The organism is Glycomyces paridis (assembly GCF_004912155.1).
Taxonomy (GTDB): Bacteria; Actinomycetota; Actinomycetes; order Mycobacteriales; family Micromonosporaceae; genus Glycomyces; species Glycomyces paridis.
The window spans coordinates 231785-250714 of record NZ_STGX01000004.1; the positions used below are offsets into that span (position 1 = coordinate 231785).

Here is an 18930-nt window from a genome sequence, read left to right on the forward strand (position 1 = left end):
CTCTGCTGTGCCGCTAGTCCTTCTTGTAGCGGGCGGCCTTGGTCGCCGGGTCGTAGTGTCCCGCCGGGTTGCGGAGGATGACGTTGACGCGGTTCCAGGCGTTGATCTGGGCGCACATGGCGATGAGGGCGGCGGTCTGCTCGTCGTCGTAGTGCTTGCGCAGGAGCTCCCAGGTCTCGTCGGAGACGCCGTGGGGGTTGTCGGCGAGGCGGGCGGACTCCTCGGCGAGGGCGAGGGCGGCGCGTTCGGCGTCGGTGAAGGCGGGGGCCTCGCGCCAGACGGTGACGAGGTTGAGGCGCTCGGGGTCCTCGCCGGCGTGGACGGCGTCCTTGTAGTGCATGTCGGTGCAGAAGCCGCACCCGTTGATCTGGCTGGCGCGGAGTTTGACGAGCTCCATGGTGGCGTGCGGGACCGGCGAGGCGGTGTGGAAGAGCTTCTCGATGGCGAGCATGGCCTTGTAGTGGGCCTTGCCGAATTCGGTGTCCTGGTAGGAGAGTCGTGCGGTCATGGCGGTGTCCTTCGGTCAGGGCCCGATCGTGTGCAGGCCGTGGAACTTGTCGGGGTTGCGGACCATGTCGACGGTGGTGATGCGGCCGTCGACGATGCCGAGTGCGGTGACGTTGGCGACGCGTCCGGCTTCGGTGAAGAGGAGGGCGAGGCCGCCGTTGACGAGGATGGTGCGCCGTTCGCCTTCGGGGTGTTTCGCGTTGACGCCGATGAGGAAGCGGGCGACCTTGTCGGCGCCGCGGACGGGCCTGCGGGCGGCGCTGACGCGGCCGCCGCCGTCGGAGGTGAGGACGGCGTCGGGGGCGAGGAGCGCGAGGAGGCCCTGGAGGTCGCCGGTGCCGGTGGCGGCGGCGAAGGCGTCGACGACCTCGCGGTGGCGGCGGGGGTCGACGTCGAAGCGGGGGGTGCGGGCCTCGACGTGGTCGCGGGCGCGGCTGGCGAGTTTGCGGCAGGCGGCGGGGGTGCGCCCGAGCGCGGCGGCGACGTCGTCGAAGGTGAGGCCGAAGACGTCGTGGAGGACGAAGGCGGCGCGTTCGGCGGGCGTGAGGGTTTCGAGGACGACGAGCATGGCCCAGGAGAGGGAGTCGGCGAGGCTGACGGTGTCGGCGGGGTCGGGCGCGGTCTCGACCGGTTCGGGGAGCCAGGGGCCGATGTAGGTCTCGCGGCGGTGGCGGGCGGAGCGCAGGACGTCGAGGGCGAGGCGGGCGGTGGTGGTGACGAGCCAGCCGGTGAGGTCGTCAATGGCGTCGATATTGGTGCGCTGAAGTCGGATCCAGGCGTCCTGGACGGCGTCCTCCGCTTCGGGGAGGGTGCCGAGGAGGCCGTAGGCGACGCCGACGAGGCGGGGCCGGAGTCGCTCGAAGTGCGCGGCGGCCTCGGCCGGGGTGCGTGCTTCGGGTTCGTTCATGCCGGGTGGACGGGACATGGTTCAAGAGTGTGACACCCGCGGGGCGTTTGTGACGGGGATCGCCGCGGGCGGGGCGGGCGGGTGGTGATGGGGCAGACTGTCAGGCGTGTTCTCGAACGTCTCGGCGCGGTGGCGCCGCCGCCTGCGGGCGCTGGTCGTGGTGTGGGCGGTGCTGCTGGTGGCGGTGTCGTTCTGGGGGTCGCGGGCGACGGTGCGCGAGCAGGTGGGGGCGGCCGAGGCGCGGACGGTCCTGGACGGCCTCGTGGGCGAGGCGGCGGCGTCGCTGACCGGTGCGGCGGTGCTGGCGGTCGGGCCGCTGCTCGTGGAGGCGTGCGACGTGACGCCCGCGCGGCACGGCTGGTCGCTGTCGCGGACCCTCCAGGTGTCGGGTGCGACGGTCTCGCAAGTCGAGGACCTGGTGGCGCGGTTCGAGCTCCGGTCGGTGTCCTCGGGCCCGGAGGGCGCGTCGTGGTCGGGCGAGAGCGCGGACTTCGTCGGGCTGCGGGTGACCGCGTCGAGCGCGGAGCCGGCCGGTGGCCGGTGGGCCGACCCGGTGTCGTTGCAGGCGACCTCGGGGTGCCGCCCGGCGACGTCGCCGGTCGGCGTCGTGTCGCCGGTGCCGCCGCTGGAGTGGGAGCCGTCGTGGGACTTCGGGTCCGTCGAGTGTCCTGACGGGACGGTCCTGGCGAGCTGGACCGAACCGGTGGAGGCCGAGCCGCTGCGGGTGCACGAGACCTCGGGCGGCTGTTCCTGAGAGGGGTTGCCGGGCCTGTGCACAATCGTCCCATGAGCGAGTTGATCTTGGACGCGGCCGACGACTGGGCGGCCCTGCGGCGCGAGTACATCTCCTTGCGGCACAAGGACAAAGATTCAACCGGACCCACCGTGGGCCATGTCGCCGGCGAACCGGAGCTGCCGGATTCGCTGGCATGGCCGACCGACTCCCACGACCGTCCGATGCAGCACCTCATGACCCTCGACCTCGCGGCCCTGCCGCGCGTGGGCCTGGACCTGCCCGCATCGGGGCGGCTCGTGTTCTTCCTCGACGAGGAGTACGCCGAGCCCTCGATCCTGTTCTTCGACGACCCGGCCGCCCTGCGCCCGCGCGCCTACCCCGAGTCCTTCCGCTGGGTCCCCGACGCCCGCATCGACCTGGTCGCGGCGACCGAACCGTGCTGGCCCGAGGGCGACCACCCCTACCTCGCCCGTTTCCCCAAGGGGCACTTCGACGGCGTACCCCGCGAGGACCCGCCTGAGCCGCTGCTGGTGGCCGACCACCGCATCGGCGGCTACACCGGCGTGGGCGTCCAGTACGACTTCGACTGCGCCCCCGATTCGACCCTTCCCGAGGGTCTCGGCGCCGAAGCGGAGAACCTCCCGATCCTCCTCGCGCAACTCGACTACGACCCCGACGCCGGCATGGGCTGGGGCGACTGCGGCAACGCCCACTGGTCCATCTCCCGCCCCGACCTCGCCGCCCGCCGCTTCGACGCCGCCGAATTCTCCTGGAGCTGCCACTGAGCGGCGGCGCGTTAGGGTGGACCCGCGTTCCCCCTACCCCCGAGGAGTGCCGATGTCGTACCCCGATCCCCAACGGCCGCACGAATCCGCGCCGCAACCGCCGCCTTCGCACCAGCCGCCGGCGTATTCGGGGCCGGTGCTCGATCCGAACGTGAACAAGCGGTTCGAGCGACGCATCAAGTGGATCATCGCCGGAGGGTTCGTCGTGGTCGTGGGCGGGCCGCTGCTGATCTGGCTGCTGTCGCGGTAGACGTCACTTGCCAGTCTTCATTTGTCAATGTCGCCGACGACGAAGAACATGGAGCCGAGGATCGCGATCATGTCGGGGATGAGGCAGCCGGTCATGAGGGTGGCGAGGGCCTGGACGTTGGCGAAGGAGGCGGTGCGGAGCTTGAGGCGCCAGGGGGTCTTGTCGCCGCGGCTGACGAGGTAGTAGCCGTTGGCGCCCAAGGGGTTCTCGGTCCAGACGTAGGTCTCGCCGGCGGGCGGCTTGAAGATCTTGGGGAGTCTGACGTTGACGGGGCCAGGCGTGGCGGCGGCGCGGTCGAGGCAGGTGCGGGCGAGGTCGAGGGAGACGGCGACCTGGTCGAGGAGGCAGAGGAACCGGGCGTGGCAGTCGCCTTCGGTACGGGTCACCACGGGGACGTCGAGGCGGTCGTAGTAGAGGTAGGGCTCGTCGCGGCGCAGGTCGAAGTCGAGGCCCGAGGCGCGGGCGACGGGGCCGCTCACACCGTAGGCGGCGGCGACGGCGGCGTCGAGGACGCCGACGCCCTTGGTGCGTGCGGCGAAGATCTCGTTGTGCCGCAGGAGCTTGTCGAGGCGGACCATGCCCTGCTCGACGGCGTCGAGGGCGGCGCGCGAGCGGTCCTCCCAGCCGGCGGGCACGTCGGCGCGCAGGCCGCCGACGCAGTTGTACATGTAGTGGACGCGCCCGCCCGAGGCCTCCTCCATGACCGCCTGGAGGCGTTCGCGTTCGGTGAAGGCGTAGAACATCGGGGTGATCGCGCCGATCTCCAGCGGGTACGAGCCGAGGAACATGAGGTGGTTGAGCACCCGGTTCATCTCGGCGAGCGCCATGCGCAGCCACACGGCGCGCTCGGGCGCCTCGATCGCGGCGAGGCGTTCGGCCGCCAGCGCGACGCCGAGTTCGGAGGAGAACGCCGAGAGCCAGTCGTGGCGGTTGGCCAGGAGCATGATCTGGCGGAAGTCGCGCACCTCGTAGAGCTTTTCGGCGCCGCGGTGCATGTAGCCGATGATCGGCTCGCACGCGGTGACGCGCTCGCCGTCGACGCGCAGGCGCAGTCGCAGCACGCCGTGCGTGGAGGGGTGCTGGGGGCCGATGTTGAGCACCATGTCGGCCGGTTCGGTTCCGGCGCCGACGCCGACGACCACTTCCTCGCGCTCGATCACCGCCCCATCGTCTCAGTTCCGGGCCGGTTGGGGAAGTGCCGCGCTCCGCGCGGTCGGCGATTGTATTGCCGGGGTTGCCGGGCCCTGGCATCCTAGGGGAAGCATCCGACAATGGAGGTACGCCCGAATGGACCGCGATCAGATGCGCGCCTCGGAGTCCGACCGGCAGGTCGTCATGGAGCGTCTGCGCCAGGCGGTCGAGGAGGGGCGCCTGGACGTCTCGGAGTACCAGGACCGGGTGGACGCGGCGATGCGCGCCCGCGTGTACTCCGAGCTCGACCTGCTGCTCGCCGACCTCCAGCAGCTGCCGCCGCCGGGGTTCGAGGCGGCGCCGGTGGAGCCGACCGCGGTCATGCAGCCTTCGCTGTCGAAGGTGAACCAGCAGTTGCGGGACGGCCAGGAGTCGGGGTCGAAGAAGTGGAAGATCACGGGTGTCGCCGCCGCCATCGCGGCGGTCATCGCGCTGATCCTGTTCGCCATCGCCCCTGAACTGCTGCTGTACATCGCGATCGGCGTCCTCGTGATCCTGGTGCTGTTCGTGGTCGCGGCGCTGTCGGGGATGTTCTGAGCGGTGACCGACCATCTCGCGTCCTTGCAGGTCAAGGTCGAGCGGCTCCAGACCTCGGGCGCACTGGAGGCGTTGGCCGCCCGCTGGTTCGAGGACGAGGGCGAGGAGGAGGCCGAGGACCCTGACGGGATCTGGGACCGCGACCACCTCGTGCTCGCCGATCCGGCCGAGCCCGTGGGCGACTGGCCCGGCGGCCTCGCGGACTGGTTCCGCCTCGCCGGGAGCGCCACGTTCGGCGTCGTCGACGTCGACGCGGAGGCGCAGGTCCGTCCGGTGCGCCCCGTGGACTCCCTGGGCGAGCCAGTCGACGACCGGCGGTGGCTGCGGATCGGCTCGGTCGGCGGTGAGGACCTCCTCATCATGGACGCCGAGTCGGGCGAGGTCGCGGTCTACTTCAACCTGTACTTCAAGTACGGGTGGGAATCGCCGCTCCTGCTGCGCCGCCCCGGCGTCCTCGCGTTCCTCGACACCGTGGCGATCGGCCCGGACTACCGGCTGGTGCGCGGCCCTGTGGTGAGGCAGCGGGACCCGTGGTGGGACGCCGATCCCTGGTTCCGGTACCTGGCCGAGACCGGCGCGGCCTGATTCGAACACGGGCGCGTCGCACGGCCCTTCTACCCTGCACGGGACGACGCCGCCTCACGAGAGACCCTGATGACCGAGCACGCCGCACCCCGTGAAGACCGCCTCGAACTGCCCGTGCTCTGGCAGCGGTGGGCACTGCCCAGGCGCGCCAACGCCGTCCGCCCGCGTCTGGCCGCCGATCCGGAGGCCGCCGCCCTGTACGAGGAGCGGCTCGCGGGCGCACCGGACCTCCTGGTCCGCGCCCGCAGCGAGGAGCGCACCGACCGGGCGCTGCTGGCGAGGGCCGAGGCGCACCTGGACGGGTCCCCCGACCCCGCCGGGGCCGCGGTGCTCGCCGACCTCCTCGACCGGCGCGACGTGGTGTCGCGTCTCGCCGAGGGGCGGGACCGGCCGCGCCCCAAGGCGGGACGGTACGGGGAGCGGACGCACCTTGAGGCCTGGCTGGAGCGCGGCGGCCTGGCGTTCGCGGTCTGCGCGGCCGTCGAGGAGCTGTCGCTGCGCCCCCTCCACCCGAACCGCGACCGCTCGTTCCACTCGGTCGGATACGGCGATCCGGACGCGGGCCGCTGGGGCCGGTGGGCGGGCGAGGCGCGGATGCTGCACCTGCTGCGCCTGCGCCTGGCAGAGGCCCCGCAGGAGGTGTACGACGCGGTCGCGGCCGCGGTCGAGGGCCATCGCGACACGCGTGCGAAGCGGTACGCGGCGGCGGTGGTCATGCCCGACCGCCACGACTGGGTGGCCGACGTCCTCGCCGACTCTCTGCGTCCCTCCGGCACGAAGGTCTTCGACCGCCTCGCATGGTCCATGATGGGCACTGGTGGGCATCTCGCCATGCACCGCAGGAGCATCAACCCGAAGACGTTCGACGAGCGCTCGGTGGCCGACCTCGTCGCGAACCTCGGGCCCGCGGCGCTGCCGGTGCTCGCCGCGACCCTGCGGTTCAAGCGCCTCGGCCCGACGCACCGCCACACCGTCCTCCAGGGCGTCGCCCTCGTTCCGGCCGACCGCGCGGTGTCGGTGATCCTCGACGACGAGGGCGGGTACGGCGCCGCCGAGGCCTTCGCGTCGGTGGCCGCGCGCTTCCCGGCCCGCACGGTGCGGGTCGTGCGCGCCCGCGCGGCCGCGGCCGGTGCGGGGGAACGGGCGCGCCTGCTCGGCTCGCTCAAGGCGCAACCGGTCGTCGCCGCCCACCTCGAAGCGACCGAACCGGCGGCGGCGCAGGAGGACCAGGTGGTCATGCCCGAGTCGTGGGAGGGCTGGGCGCTGCCGCGGCGCGGCAACGCGGTCCGCGAGGCGTGCGCGCCCGACCCGGAGGCGCCCGCCCGCGAGGACGAGCGACTCGCCGCCGCCGGCGCGGTCGTCGCCGCAGCGGCCGAGGACAGCCCCACCATGGCCGCGTACGCGCGCGACTACCTCGACGGCGAGGTCGACCCGGTGGCCGCCGCGTGCCTGGCCGAACTCCTCGACCGCGACCACGAGCGGCGATGCCGCGCCGAGCGGCGCACGGGCGAGCGCGTCCCGGTCGACTTGCGGCGCGAGAGCGACCGCATCGACACCTGGACGATCCGCCACGGCCTGCCGTTCGCCGTCTCCGCCGCGGCCGCCATGCTGGGGTGCAGCCTCCTGCACCGCGGCCTGCGCGAGACCCGCGGCGCGCGCTCGGGCTATCGGCTGCTCCCCTGGCTCACCGGCCCGCGCCTGCTCTACACGGTGCGCGCCCGCGTCGCCGAGGCCTCGGCCGAGGAGTACGCCGCGATCGTCGCGGCCGTGGCCGAGCACCGCGGCAACCGCGAGGGACGCTTCGCCGCCGCCGTCGTCCTCCCCGACGAGACCGACTGGGCCGCTGAGGAACTCGCCGACCCACTCTTCCACGGCACCGCGCACGTCGACCGCATTCTGTGGTCGCTCGTCACCGAGCCCGCGCAGGTCGCCCTGCACCGCAAGGACGTCGACCCGGCCACGTTCACCCGCCACAACGTCGCCGACCTCGTCGCGAACCTCGGCGCCGAGGCCCTCCCGGTCCTCACCGCGACACTGCGGCGCAAACGCCTCCCGACTCCCGCGCGGCGCGACGTGCTCCTCGGCATCGCCCTCCTCCCCTCCGACGCGGCCGTGGAGGCGCTCCTCGACGCGACCGGCGACCACGGTGCGGCCCAGGCGCTCGACGCCGCCGTCGCGCGCTTCCCCGACCGCGCCGAGCGCCTCCTGACCGCCCGCGCCGCCGCGGCTGAACCGGGCGAGCGCGCCCGCCTCCTCGGCGTCCTCGCCGCCGCCGGTCGCGGCGGCGCGGACACGGCGGCACCGCCGCAGGCGCGCGCCGAGGACCTGCCGCGCGTCCTCGTCTCCCCGCCGTGGACCGAGAAGCGCGCGAACAAGGTCCCGGCGACGATCGCGGGCCTCGCGGTACCCGAGCCGCAGGTGGTGGGCCGCCCCGGCGAGTTCGAGCGCGCCCTGGCCCTCGAACCCGACCTCGTCTCCTGGGGCGAGGACTACTGGGACGCCGGGCCGTCCTTCGAGGACTACCGGACCGGCTGGCGCTACCCCGACAGCCGCCTGTCCGAGCTCGCCCGCCGCGGCCCCGCCGTCGCCGACGCCGTGGTCGAGGCCGTGCGCAAACACCCCGTGCACGGGCGCGTCATCGTCCCCGTCCGCAGCGCGCCCGCCGCGAGCGCCGCCGCGCACTGGCTGCTGCGGCTCAAGGCGGGTCACGCCGCGGGCCTGGACTGGTTCGACCGCCACGGCCTCCACGCCGTCCCGCTCCTCCTCCCGGAGGCCTTCGGCCCCAAGGCCTACCAGCGGGTCACCGCGCGCGGCGCGCTCCGGCTCCTCTCCTGGCGCCACGGCGCCCAGGCCGTCGCCGACCGCGCCGCGCAGGCGAGCCCCGAAGCGGGCGAAGCGGTCGCCGAACTCCTCGACGACCCGCTGCGTCCCCTGCTCGCCAATCCCGCCCCCGGCGCGTGGGCCGACCCGGACCGGCTCCCGCCGGTCCTCCTCGAAGGCGGGTCGGCGACGCTGCCGCGCACCGCCGTCGCGCACCTCGTCGCCGCGCTCACGCTGTGGGCGCCGCGCGTGCCCTACCCCGGCATCGAGTCGGTCGCCGCGCACTGCGACCGCGGCTCGCTCGAACGGTTCTCGCTGGCGCTCACCGAACTGTGGATCAGCGCGGGCGCCTCCGGCGACAACGCCTGGGTCGTCCTCCAACTCGGCCGCTTCGGCGGCGCGGGCGCGGCGGCACTGCTGGAGCGGCACGTGCCGCGCTGGGCCGCCCGCCGCCCCGAACTCGCGACGGCGGGCCTGGAGGCGCTGGCGGCACTGCCGGCGAAGCACGGCTTCCCGGTGCTGTACCGGCTCTCGCGCGGCGACGCGAAGCCCGTGGTCCGCGAGGGCGCGGCCCTCCGGTGCGCGGTCGTGGCCGACCGCGTCGGCGTCGAAGTGGAGGTCCTCGCCGACCGCCTCACCCCCGCGTTCGGCCTCGACGATCCCGAGGCGCTGGTGCTCGACTACGGTTCGCGCAGGTTCCGGATCACTGTGGACGAACGCCTGAACCTCGGTGCGGTCGACGCCGCAGGTAAGGTCCGGCCGCGCCTGCCGAGCGCGGGGGTGCGCGACGACCGGGACGCCGTGGCCGCCGCGAAGGCCCGCTTCCAGGGCCTGGGCAAGTCCCTGCGGGCCGAGGCGGCCTTCCAGACCGCCCGGCTGGAGGAGGCGATGCTCACCGGACGCGTCTGGTCAGGCCCGGACTTCGCGCGCCTGGTCGCCCACCCGGTCCTCGCCCCGATCGCGCGCGGCCTGCTGTGGCTGCACGACGACCCCGAAGGGCCGCAGGGGTTCCGCCTCGCCGAAGACGGCAGTTTCGCCGACGTGCACGACAAGTCGGCCACGCCGCCGCCGGAGGCCGCGGTGCGCCTCGCCCACCCCGCGCTGCTGGGCCCCGACCTCGCCGCGTGGACGGAGGTCTTCACCGACTACGCGATCCTCCAGCCGTTCGACCAGCTCGCGCGCTCGGCGCTGACGTTGACGCCCGAGGAGGCCGAGAGCGGCGTCCTGCACCGCTTCACAGGCGCCGAGACGACCTTCGGCGCGCTCCTGGGCGCCCTGGAGTGGCGCCGCCTGTGGTGGGGCGACGAACGCCCCGCATGGGCCGCCTCCGCGTGGACGCACCTGTTCTCGCGGACGCTCCCCGGCGGCGTCCACCTCCTCGCCGAGATCGACCCGAGCCCGGACACCGAAACCCCCGACCTCCAAGGGCGCCACAGGATCGCGCAATTGTGGTTCGCGCCCACGAAGAACCGCAGGCGCGGCGCCGCCGTCCTGCGCGGCGACGCGGTCAACCCGGTCGCCGTCGCCGAACTCCTCGCCGACCTCGTCCGCGCCACCGGGCTCCGCTGATGGACGACCCGCCGATGCACGTTCCTCCAGAGGTCACCGCAGCCATGCGCGGCGCCGAGTCGGCGCTCCGGGCGGTCTTCGGGGAGCACGGCGTCCCGGTGAGCGGGCCGTACGACCGCGGCCGGGGCCCGGGCGTGCAGATCGAGGTCGACACCGTCGACGATCCCGCCCAAGGCGTGTACGTCGGCTGGTACGTCGGGTCGGCTGCTGCGAAGGCGGCGGTCGCCGCGCTCGCCTTGCGGCGTTCGGACGACCTCGCGATCCGCGTGCACGGCGAGCGCACAGTGGAGGGCCTGGCGACCGTCCGCGCGGTCCTCGCCGAAGCCGGCGTGCGGTTCGAGGAGGTCGAGGACGACTACCGGCCCTTCACCGTCCGCGTCCCGCATGAACAGTTCAACCGAGGAGCCTCATGAGCGGCCCCCCGAACTTCGCGTTCGAGCCGCCCCGCACCGACCCCTGCGACGGCGCTGCGTCGTGCGCGGACCTGCGCGTCCACGTGCACTTGTGGATCGAGCACGGGAACCTCTCCAGCGCCGACCGACCGGTGCTCGACTACGCCTCCGCCTGGGCCCGCGCCCGCGACGCCCGCCGCGACGCGGACGGCGCCGAGGTGCGCGGAGCCGACGGGACGGTCTGCTGCACCCTGGAACGGGACGGCGACCGCGTCCGTGTCCGCTCCGGCGAGCGCACCGGCGCGTTCGACCTGGCGGGTCTCGACGCGTTCGTGGAACGGGTCGCCCAGCGCGCCTGCTCGCTCCTGTACGCCCTGCACCCGCACCTGGTCGACGATCCGAGCCTGCTCGCCTTCCGCGAGGACCTCGGCATCGGCCCGCCCCGGGTCGCCCCGGTGGCCGACGCGGACCTGCGGGCGCTCGCCGAGGCGACGCTCATGCAGCCCTACCCGTACGCGGTGGACTGGGAGGCGGTGCGGGCCGCGACCGGTTTCGGCGTCCCCGCGGACTACCGGGCCCTGGTCGAGCGCTTCGGACCGGGCGCGTTCGACTACTACCTCCATGTCCTCGCGCCCGGGGCCGAACTCGACGCGCACGATTCCGCGAAGCGGGCCCTGTGGTGGGACGAGTACCTCGCGGAGTACTGGGAGCAGAGCCCGAAGGACCTGCCGGAGCGGTTGCGCGGCAAGGCGTTCACGATCCTGAACTGGGGCGTGACCGAGGACGGCGCGCACCTGTTCTGGATCGCCGAGGAGGGCGTGGCGCCCGAGCGGTGGCCCGTGGCGATCCACACCACCGAGGGGCAGCGCTGGGAGTTCTACGAGGAGTCCACGACCGCGGTGCTCGCCGCGCTCGCGCACGGCGAATCGCCGACCGACCTGATTCCGGCCTTCGACGTCACCGCGATCTACCACCCGCTGTGGTGACTAGTCGAAGTACTCCTCGATCGCGTCGCGCAGGGCCCGCGCCGAGCGGACGCCCAAGAGGACGCGCTGCATCACGCCGTCCTTGAAGACGACCTGGACGGGCATGTTCCGGGGCATGACGCCCCAGGCGGCGGTGGCGTTCGGGGCGCGGGCGACGTCGAGGAGGCCGATGGCGACCTTCCCCTGGGTCTCCTCCTCCAGCTCGCCGAGCTGGCGGCCGAAGACCTGGCTGCTCAGGTCGGAGGCGGAGCCGAACACGAGCATGCGCACCCCGGCTCCGGCGGTGAAGGCGGGGACGCTCACGTCGTCGAGGAACTGCATCTAGTCCTCCTCGTAGTGGGTGTCGCGCTTCCACTCGACCATGGTGCGCCAGCGGTTGTTGCCCGACAGGTAGCTGGTGAAGGCCGCGAACACGAGTTCCTTGGTCGGGACGTTCACCTGGTAGTGCCGCCCGGCGTCGCCGTCGCGGTAGTCGAGGTTGTACATGTCGATCTGCGGCACGTAGGAGGTCTGGATGTAGACCTCGTCCTCGGTGCCGAGGATCGCCATGGAGTGCTCGCCGTCGCCGATGGACTCGATGAGGTCGACGACCTCGCCCTGGGTCGCGTTGTCGGAGACGGTCGCGAAGTCGGTCTCAAGGTACACGGTTCACCTCCCGGTGGTCGTGAACGACCATAGCCGAGGACGGATCTCCTCGGGGTCGACGGGGACGTCGGTGCTCCCGGCGTCCCAGACGAGCCCGAGCTTCCGGTCCCAGGTCGTCTTCACCGCCTTGTGGGTGTAGTTCTCGCAGCGGACCCAGCCGTGGTCGGCCTCCATGACGCGCTTGAAGATCCACACCATGCGGTTCATGTCGACGGTGACGGGCCGGTCGTAGGTGGTCCAGTAGTCGCCGGGGTCCCGGTAGGCGAAGGTGACGGCGATGAACGGTTCGGGTTCGCGGTCCCAGCGGGCGTGGTCGGGGCCGCGGCGGTACAGGTTGTAGGCCGCGGCCTCCGACTCGGTGAGCGTCACCTCGCACTGCCAGCCGGGGAACAGGCCGTAGACGTGGGCGTCGACGCCGGGGTCGCGCCCGTTCGTGGGCCGCAGCTCGGCCGCCGAGGGCAGGACGGATATGGCGGTGTCGCAGCCGTACCCGTCGAGGCGCAGGCCGCCGACGGCGGCGGTCGGCACGGCTTCGGCGAGCTCATGGGCGTGCTGGTGGGCGAAGCGGAAGAACCGCCGCAGGTCCGCCTCGGCGGTCTCGGTGCGCGCGTCGACGCGGAACAGCGACCGGCCCTCGGGTCCGGCGAGGTAGTGGGTGCGGACCTCCGGTTCGTGGGCGAGGACGGTCCAGGCGCCCGCGACCCCGGGGAACGGCGCGAGCCGCACCTGCGCCCCGAGGCGCTCGACCATGCTCATCGGCACTGCTACTCCTTGCCCGGCTTCGCCGTGTAGCCCTCAGAGGGGCTCGGCTTCGTCTGATCGTAGCGCCAGCGGCTGCCCTCGCCGTCCGCCGAACCCTTCCCGGCGTTCTCCTTGGAGTCCATCGGCCGCAGGTTGTCGGCGTTGTCGTACCACTTCTGGCGTTCGTCGTAGGACTGCTTGTAGCCGTCCTCGTTCCAGTGCTGCGCGGCGGGCTTGTTGTGGTCGTACTGGAGGTTGGTGACGACCTTGCCGTCGGAGTTCTCGCGGTAGTAGTCGACGTTGGGGCTGTTGGGGTTGCCCGGGTCGCCCGACCAGGTGAGGCGGTCGCGCGGGACGGGCCTGCCGGTGGCGGTGTCGACCGGGACGCCGTTCTCGACGCGGTAGTTGATCGGCGGGGTGTTCTTCCAGCCGTCGGCGGGCTGCTTGCCGTCGGGGCCGCGGCCGCCGGGGATGGTCCCGGTGCTGCCCTCGGGCTGGCTGCCCTCGCGGGTGTACCGGTTGACCATCTGGTTGTGCGTGTTGGTGGAGAACCCGTCGGGGTAGTACTTGTTGCGCAGGCTCTGGTTGATCTCGTCCGGGTGGCCGGTCTTGTGGCCCCGGTTGTCGTGCAGGGTCCCGTTGGCGTCGTAGCCCCAACCCTTGGGGAGTTCGTCCTTGGGGATGCGGCCGTTCTCGTCGCGGCTGGTCTCGTCGAACAGCTGCCGCATCTGGTCGGGGTCCTTGCGGTCGACGATGGGGCGGCCGTTCTCGTCGCGCTCGAGCGGCGGGCGCTCGCCGTCGTTGCTCGTCGAGTCGTCGTCCTTGTTCGAGGGCCGGTCGCCGCCGTCGCCGCCGGACCGGTTGTCGGGGTCGAGCTGCTCGGCGGAGGTGCGCGCCTTCTTCTGGACCTGGGCGGCGCTCTCGCTCTGCCCGCCGCCCCTCCGGCGCTTGCTGCCGGTCGAGGAGGTGTCGTTGTCGCCGTTGCCGTTCCCGTTGCCTCTGTTGCGCGGTTTGGGCGCGAGCGCCGAGACCGCGACGAGGACCGCCAGCAGCCTGAAAGTGTTCCTGAATGCGCCCACGGTCAGCCCCTGACCAGCGTGATGAGGTCTTGCAGGCTGCCGGTGAGGGCGTCGACGAGGCCGACGATGATGCCGAGCCACTTCACGACGGCCGCGGCGATCTGCGAGGCGATGATCGGGATGGTGACGACGAAGATCGCCTCGACGGCCCAGACTATGACGCGGGCGACGAGGTCGGCGATGAGGTCGCGGACGGCCTCGCGCACGGCCTGGACGAGGTTCCCGGCGGCGTCGGTGGCGGCCTGGAGGCTGTAGGCGGCCCCGGCGAGGCCGCCGGCGGCCTCGACGCCGTAGGTGATCTTCTCGGCGTAGGCCTCGGCGGCCGACCCGACCCACTCGGTGAGGTCGGACTTGGCGGCCGCGTCGATGTCCTCGGCGGCACGCGAGAGCGCGTCGCCGATGTTGCCCCAGGTCTCCGCGTGGGAGCGGACGACGTCGGGGTTGCCGGTGAGGTCGTCGAGGATGGACCGCAGCGGCTCGAAGTACTCCATGGCCCAGCTGATGCCGGCCGAGAGGAGGCCGCCGATGGGGTCCATGACGAGGGAGGCGGCGCCGAGTCCGGCGCCGAGGCCCGCGAGGACGGGGTCGATCCAGTTCTCGGAGCCGATGGAGTCGACGACGCCCTTGGCGTCCTCGTAGATCCAGAAGCCGGTGGTCGCGGTGTGGGAGGACTGGACGTCGGCGACCAGGGGGTTGTCGCTCACGGCGCGGCGCTCCCTTCGATGTCGGAGCCGAGCTTGGAGAAGTCGCTCGCGGCGTCGCCGTCGGCGCTCTCGTAGTCGTCGGCGGTGCTGCGCAGGGCGTCGGCGACCTTGCCGAGGTTGGTCTGGAGGAGTTCGGTGATGGAGTCCTGCTCCTGGTGGCGCTCTTCGAGGATCGGCGGGATCCACTGGCACAGGAGGCCGTAGGCGGTGTCGTCCTGGGCGATGTGGTTGCTGGCGCCGAGGATGTCCCCGAAGGTCGCGGCGATGGCGTCGAGGTTGGCGGCGTGGGTGCGCAGCTGCTCGGGGTCGACTTGGAGGCGGTCGGACATCAGGGCGCCGCCTCGTCGTCGGCGTAGCGGCTGAGGACGGCGCGGCCGGTGGAGGACTCGCCGCCGACGGTGTCCTCGACGATCTCGCGGGTCTGCTCGGCGAGTTTGGCGCGGGCGGCCTTGATGACGGCCATGACGGTCTGTCCGAGCCAGTCGGGCTGGCGGCCCCGCACGCGGTCGGAGAAGACGAGGTCGGTGACGTGCCCGGCGCTGTCGACGGTGACGGTGACGACGCGGGCGTCGTCGCTGGCGGTGGCCGATATGGATTCGAGGCGCTGCGCGAGCTGCTGCGTCTCCTCGGCGCGGCGTCTGGCGTCGGCCTGGAGGCCGTCGAGTCGTTCGCGGACGGAGGCGATGTCGATGCCGCCGGTAGCGCCCGTGCCGATGGTGTCGTCGAAGCCTGTCGCCATAGTGGATCCTCCGCGCGTTCTGGGAGCTGAGCTGATCCGAGATTACTTCATGACGGAAAGTGGTGCGCTGCACAAGTTTCGCGGCCCGCTCCCGTGCGGGGGCCTGGGTGCCGGGGACGCGACAGGGGCGGCCGGGTCGCCCCGGCCGCCCCTGCTCCCTGCCGCTGCTAGGCGGGCGCGATGTCGCAGTTGTTCAGTGCCCCTTGGCGGAGCACGTCGAGGGCGCGTTCGGAGACGACGAGGCTGCCGTTGGCGGAGGCCCCGAAGTCGTCGCTCCCGGCGCGTCCGGGGAGCTGGAGCCACTGGAACTTCGGGAGGTCGATGGGCCCCCCGGCGAGTTCCTCGGCGTCCTCGCCGAGCACGACGTCGGCTTCGGCGAGGCGGTAGCCGGTGAGCCCGGCGCCCTCGATGAGGCCGGCGAGGTGGTCGGTGACGATGAAGCAGGGCGTGGATTCGAGGATCTCGTCCCCGAGCCAGTCCTGGACCACGTACTGGAGCCGCGACACCGTCGGCGGGTGCGCCGAGGCGTCCATGACCGTGTCGTCGCCCAGCTCGCCGGCGACTTCGGGCCCCAGAAGGTAGTAACTCATGGGCGCATCCTAACTTAAGGGACGGACGGGGTGAAGTTCGTGCCGAGCTTGAGGTCGACGGCGGTGGCGTGGTCGAGGATCTGCTGCCGGGAGGCGTTCGGGTGGTCCTTGTAGAACTGGTTCCACTCCTTACGGATCTCCGAGAGGTGGACGCGGCTGTTGACCTGGCCCTTGGGGATGCCGCGGAGGTTCTCGACGGAGTGCAGCTCTCCGGGCTTGAAGCGGCCGGGGTAGCGCTTCATGACCTGCTGCTCGACGGCGTGGTGGACGACCACGCGGCCTTTCTGGTTGGGGTGCTTCTTGAAGAAGTTGCCCTTGTAGTCGGTGTTGGTGGTCTTGCCGACGGTCGCGCGGTGGTTCCTGCGGCGGGTGAGCTGCGGGCGGCTCTTGACCGTCGTCTTGACCCACTTCCCGCCGCCCTTGCCGGTGCGGAAGAACTTGGTGTTGCTGATGAGCCCGGCGATGAGCTTGGCGCCCTTGGCGGTCGCCTTGCGGGGCGGTCGGACGCGGGTCCTAGCCATTGAGCACCGCCTCGATCGCCATGTTGAGGAGCTGGTCGATGAGCATCGAGGTGATCATCTTGAAGATGGGGATCTCCAGCAGCGAGGCGCCGAAGGTCGCGACGGCCGTGGCGATGGCCTGCGCGATCTGGATGGCGAGGGTCACGAGCTGGACGATCATCTGCATCTTGAGGGCGAGCACGACGCCGGAGGCGATCATGAGGCCGATGCTGATGATGTTGGAGGGCTCGCCGATGTCGGCGATGTTGCGCACGGCCGACTCGCCGTCCTCCCATTCGGAGCGGAAGGCGTCGATGTCGTCGCTGCGGTTGCCGTCGATGACGGTCCGGGCGGCGCTGTCGAGCTGGTCGACGGCGCCGGTGATCTGGTCGGCGAGGTCGGTCCAGGTGTTGCCGAGGTCGAAGAGCTTCGTCTCGTCGGACTCGGGCCAGTCGTAGCCGAGCATCGAGAGCAGGCTCGTCAGCTCGGAGGGCAGTGACATACCCACGGGGTCTCCTTCGTAGGGAGTGGGTTGCGGAGCGTTATGAAGGAGTTGATGCGGGCCGGTGCCGGCGGCCGTTGGGGGCCTTGCGATGGGAGGTGCGGGTGCGTCAGCCGCCGAGTTCGGCGAGCAGCTCGTTGAACAGTGCGGCGATGTCGTTGTCGGTGGCCTCGTGGTTGTCGGCCATCTCGCGCAGGCTGTTGGCGTAGTCGAGGAGGTCTTCGATGTTGGTGGTGATGCACTCGGAGAGGGCTTCCATGACCACCTGGTGGGCGATGTCGAGGAGCGAGCCGATGGCGTCGCCGCCGAAGCAGTCGCTCAGTCCCTCCACTGCGGAGCGGAACTGGTCGACGAGCCCCTGGACGGCCTCGGTGGCCGCGTCCAGTTCGCCCGCGCCCCTGCGGATCGCCTCGAGGTCGAGTTCGACGGGCATGTCAGCTCCCCCCTTGCAGTTTCTTCATGACGGTGCTGATCTGCGCCGACATCTCCTGCATCTGGCGCAGGCCCTGGTCCTGGATCTTGGCGACGGCCTCGCCGATGGCCTCCAGGTCGGGCACCGCCTCGGCGGTGCCCAGCGACGCGGCGCGGGCGTCGAGCGCGGCGTTCACCGTGCTGCGCAGCTCCTCCTCAAGGAACTCGGTGCCCTCCTTGAGCACGCGGACCTCGACGAACTCGACGCGTTCGACGCGCCCGTCGGCGCCGAGGGTGATCTTGATGCGGCCGTCCGCCGATGCGGCGGTGACGGGTTCGATCTGGTGGTCCTGCTGTCGTCTGACGTCGTCGAGCGCTGAGCGGGCGTCCGCCAGCTGCTGGGCGATCGCGTCCTCACCGAACATGCCGCCTCCGGGGTTCTCAATGGACTCGGTACGGCTCCCAGCATAGACCGGCGACGCCACCTTGAGGTCCCCCGAATGTGGCTGCCCACCTGGGGATTCGACAAGGGTGTTCACAGTGCGTCATCGTGCCGTATCAGCCTCAACCGGGCCGTTACCGGGCAGAGAAGACTCCACTGTGCACGAATAGCGATGCGTCCCTGGAGGCACTGGCGAACGATTCCGTCACGCACGGTGCCGGTCGGGTGCGTCAGGCGGTGCCGCCGCGCAGCGCCGGGGCGGCGGCCGGGTCGGGCAGGTAGTCGAAGTGCGCGTCGCGGTCGCAGCGCAGCCAGCCCTCGCGCACGTACAGGCGCGCGACCTGGACCGTCGAGCGCCGCCCGCCGCCGGGGTGCGTGAAGTAGTAGAGGAACGCCTCGTCCAGGCCCTGCGTCAGGGCCATCGCGTGGTGGCCCAGCGCCTCGTCGTAGGCGCGCCGCCCGGGCCCGGCGAGCAGCGGGACCGGCTGGCGGTGCCAGCGGCGCAGGTCGGTCGAGCGGTGCACGAGGAGGCCCGACCAGCCGTCGGTGACCATCCAGTGGACGCCGCCGAGGGAGAACACGGTCGGGCCCTCCTGCGCCTGGTCGGTGACGGCAGGACCGGCTGGGGTCCAGGCGTACAGGTCCTCGGAGTCGGCGGCGTGGATGCGGCTGTCGCGCCGCTCGTCCTTGAACCACATGCGCCACGTGCCGTCGGGCATCGGGTGCACGGTCGCGTCGATGGCGCGCTCGGAGTCGAGGTCGAGCACCGACTCGAAGCGCCAGGAGTCGAGGTCGGCCGAGGTGTAGTGGCGGATCTCGGCGGGGCCGCTCCAGTCCTCGCGCACGCCTTCGAGGTAGGTGGCGTACATGTGCCACCGGCCGTCGTGGCGCACGACCTCCGGCGCCCACCAGGTGTTCCCGGGCTCGCGGTCGAGGCCGCCGAGCGTACCTGCGTACGTCCATTCACGACCGTCGACACTGGTCGCGTGGCCGATCTCGGTGCCGTGCACCCACGCGACGCCGCTCTCGCCCTGCACCGAGTCGGGCTGGTTGGCGCGGCGCTGCGTGTAGTACAGGTGCCACAGCCGCCCGGCCGGGTCGAAGACGACGGTGGGGTCGGTCGGCCCGTCGAAGACCGGGTCGGTGAACAGCGGGGCGGGGGCGCTTCGCGGGCTCGGGTTCGGCACGGTCGTCATGGTTGCTCCAAGGGGAGGTCGGCGGCCGCACGGCCGGGCCCGGCGAGGGGCGGGGGTGTCGAGGCGGGTGTCGAGGCGGTCAGCGGAGTGTCGACGCGTCTCTGAGCAATCTAGCG

24 protein-coding genes are annotated in these 18930 nt (G+C 72.1%); 8 read left to right on the forward strand and 16 right to left on the reverse strand.

What is annotated here, in order from left to right:
- Positions 1 to 13: 13 nt before the first annotated feature.
- Together E9998_RS26685 and E9998_RS07225 are read right to left on the reverse strand one after the other, a co-directional pair.
- A complete protein-coding gene (locus E9998_RS26685; RefSeq protein ID WP_204745306.1) occupies positions 14 to 508 on the reverse strand; it encodes a carboxymuconolactone decarboxylase family protein in 495 nt (164 codons plus the stop codon).
- Between the two features lie 15 nt (positions 509 to 523).
- Positions 524 to 1432 (reverse strand): sigma-70 family RNA polymerase sigma factor, encoded by a 909-nt coding sequence (locus E9998_RS07225; RefSeq protein ID WP_204745307.1) that lies wholly within the window; start codon positions 1430 to 1432, stop codon positions 524 to 526.
- Positions 1433 to 1520: 88 nt separating this feature from the next.
- Here E9998_RS07225 and E9998_RS07230 point away from each other — a divergent pair, with 88 nt between their 5' ends.
- From E9998_RS07230 to E9998_RS07240, 3 genes are read left to right on the forward strand one after another with little or no spacing between them, the layout of a single operon-like run.
- Positions 1521 to 2168, forward strand: a complete 648-nt coding sequence (locus E9998_RS07230; protein ID WP_136529030.1) for a hypothetical protein — start codon at positions 1521 to 1523, stop codon at positions 2166 to 2168.
- Positions 2169 to 2200: 32 nt separating this feature from the next.
- Complete coding sequence (locus E9998_RS07235; protein WP_136529031.1) at positions 2201 to 2935, forward strand: DUF1963 domain-containing protein; 735 nt, start codon at positions 2201 to 2203, stop codon at positions 2933 to 2935.
- 52 nt (positions 2936 to 2987) lie between these two features.
- Positions 2988 to 3185, forward strand: a complete 198-nt coding sequence (locus tag E9998_RS07240; RefSeq protein ID WP_136529032.1) for a hypothetical protein — start codon at positions 2988 to 2990, stop codon at positions 3183 to 3185.
- A gap of 17 nt (positions 3186 to 3202) precedes the next feature.
- Here E9998_RS07240 and E9998_RS07245 read toward each other — a convergent pair whose 3' ends face one another.
- Positions 3203 to 4288: an NADH-quinone oxidoreductase subunit D gene (locus E9998_RS07245; RefSeq protein ID WP_136529183.1), complete on the reverse strand. Its 1086-nt coding sequence runs from the start codon at positions 4286 to 4288 to the stop codon at positions 3203 to 3205.
- A gap of 184 nt (positions 4289 to 4472) precedes the next feature.
- Between E9998_RS07245 and E9998_RS25660 the strand changes: the two genes are divergently transcribed.
- The 5 genes from E9998_RS25660 (at position 4473) to E9998_RS07270 (ending at position 11265) form a co-directional block, all read left to right on the forward strand.
- Positions 4473 to 4913, forward strand: coding sequence for a DUF1707 SHOCT-like domain-containing protein (locus E9998_RS25660; RefSeq protein ID WP_192907051.1), 441 nt, complete (start codon positions 4473 to 4475; stop codon positions 4911 to 4913).
- 3 nt (positions 4914 to 4916) lie between these two features.
- A complete protein-coding gene (locus E9998_RS07255; RefSeq protein ID WP_136529033.1) occupies positions 4917 to 5498 on the forward strand; it encodes a hypothetical protein in 582 nt (193 codons plus the stop codon).
- A gap of 69 nt (positions 5499 to 5567) precedes the next feature.
- Positions 5568 to 9887 (forward strand): DUF4132 domain-containing protein, encoded by a 4320-nt coding sequence (locus E9998_RS07260; protein WP_136529034.1) that lies wholly within the window; start codon positions 5568 to 5570, stop codon positions 9885 to 9887.
- 14 nt (positions 9888 to 9901) lie between these two features.
- Positions 9902 to 10300, forward strand: a complete 399-nt coding sequence (locus E9998_RS07265; protein ID WP_136529035.1) for a hypothetical protein — start codon at positions 9902 to 9904, stop codon at positions 10298 to 10300.
- Positions 10297 to 11265, forward strand: a complete 969-nt coding sequence (locus E9998_RS07270; protein WP_136529036.1) for a hypothetical protein — start codon at positions 10297 to 10299, stop codon at positions 11263 to 11265. Before E9998_RS07265 ends, E9998_RS07270 begins: the two co-directional genes overlap by 4 nt.
- On the opposite strand, the gene E9998_RS07275 is transcribed toward E9998_RS07270, so the two are convergent.
- From E9998_RS07275 to E9998_RS07335, 13 genes are all read right to left on the reverse strand, one after another.
- Positions 11266 to 11586, reverse strand: coding sequence for a thioredoxin family protein (locus E9998_RS07275; protein ID WP_136529037.1), 321 nt, complete (start codon positions 11584 to 11586; stop codon positions 11266 to 11268).
- Positions 11587 to 11910, reverse strand: a complete 324-nt coding sequence (locus tag E9998_RS07280; RefSeq protein ID WP_136529038.1) for a hypothetical protein — start codon at positions 11908 to 11910, stop codon at positions 11587 to 11589.
- Positions 11911 to 11913: 3 nt separating this feature from the next.
- The gene (locus tag E9998_RS07285) at positions 11914 to 12666 is read right to left on the reverse strand and encodes a hypothetical protein (RefSeq protein WP_136529039.1); all 753 of its coding nucleotides are present in this window, start codon (positions 12664 to 12666) and stop codon (positions 11914 to 11916) included.
- An 8-nt stretch (positions 12667 to 12674) separates the two neighbouring features.
- Positions 12675 to 13730: a hypothetical protein gene (locus tag E9998_RS07290; RefSeq protein WP_136529040.1), complete on the reverse strand. Its 1056-nt coding sequence runs from the start codon at positions 13728 to 13730 to the stop codon at positions 12675 to 12677.
- Between the two features lie 2 nt (positions 13731 to 13732).
- On the reverse strand, positions 13733 to 14434 hold the full coding sequence (locus tag E9998_RS07295) for a WXG100 family type VII secretion target (RefSeq protein ID WP_136529041.1): 702 nt from the start codon (positions 14432 to 14434) through the stop codon (positions 13733 to 13735).
- Entirely contained in the window at positions 14431 to 14763 is a 333-nt protein-coding gene (locus E9998_RS07300; protein WP_136529042.1) for a type VII secretion target, read from the reverse strand. Before E9998_RS07300 ends, E9998_RS07295 begins: the two co-directional genes overlap by 4 nt.
- The gene (locus tag E9998_RS07305; RefSeq protein ID WP_136529043.1) at positions 14763 to 15173 is read right to left on the reverse strand and encodes a YbaB/EbfC family nucleoid-associated protein; all 411 of its coding nucleotides are present in this window, start codon (positions 15171 to 15173) and stop codon (positions 14763 to 14765) included. Before E9998_RS07305 ends, E9998_RS07300 begins: the two co-directional genes overlap by 1 nt.
- Positions 15174 to 15340: 167 nt before the next feature.
- The gene (locus E9998_RS07310) at positions 15341 to 15763 is read right to left on the reverse strand and encodes a hypothetical protein (protein WP_136529044.1); all 423 of its coding nucleotides are present in this window, start codon (positions 15761 to 15763) and stop codon (positions 15341 to 15343) included.
- Positions 15764 to 15777: 14 nt separating this feature from the next.
- Complete coding sequence (locus E9998_RS07315; RefSeq protein ID WP_136529045.1) at positions 15778 to 16284, reverse strand: hypothetical protein; 507 nt, start codon at positions 16282 to 16284, stop codon at positions 15778 to 15780.
- Positions 16277 to 16771, reverse strand: a complete 495-nt coding sequence (locus E9998_RS07320) for a WXG100-like domain-containing protein (protein WP_136529046.1) — start codon at positions 16769 to 16771, stop codon at positions 16277 to 16279. The genes E9998_RS07315 and E9998_RS07320 overlap by 8 nt, the downstream gene beginning before the upstream one ends.
- Positions 16772 to 16874: 103 nt before the next feature.
- Positions 16875 to 17198, reverse strand: coding sequence for a WXG100 family type VII secretion target (locus tag E9998_RS07325; protein ID WP_136529047.1), 324 nt, complete (start codon positions 17196 to 17198; stop codon positions 16875 to 16877).
- A 1-nt stretch (position 17199) separates the two neighbouring features.
- Positions 17200 to 17601 (reverse strand): YbaB/EbfC family nucleoid-associated protein, encoded by a 402-nt coding sequence (locus E9998_RS07330; protein WP_136529048.1) that lies wholly within the window; start codon positions 17599 to 17601, stop codon positions 17200 to 17202.
- 247 nt (positions 17602 to 17848) lie between these two features.
- Complete coding sequence (locus tag E9998_RS07335) at positions 17849 to 18814, reverse strand: glycoside hydrolase family protein (RefSeq protein ID WP_136529049.1); 966 nt, start codon at positions 18812 to 18814, stop codon at positions 17849 to 17851.
- Positions 18815 to 18930: the final 116 nt, after the last annotated feature.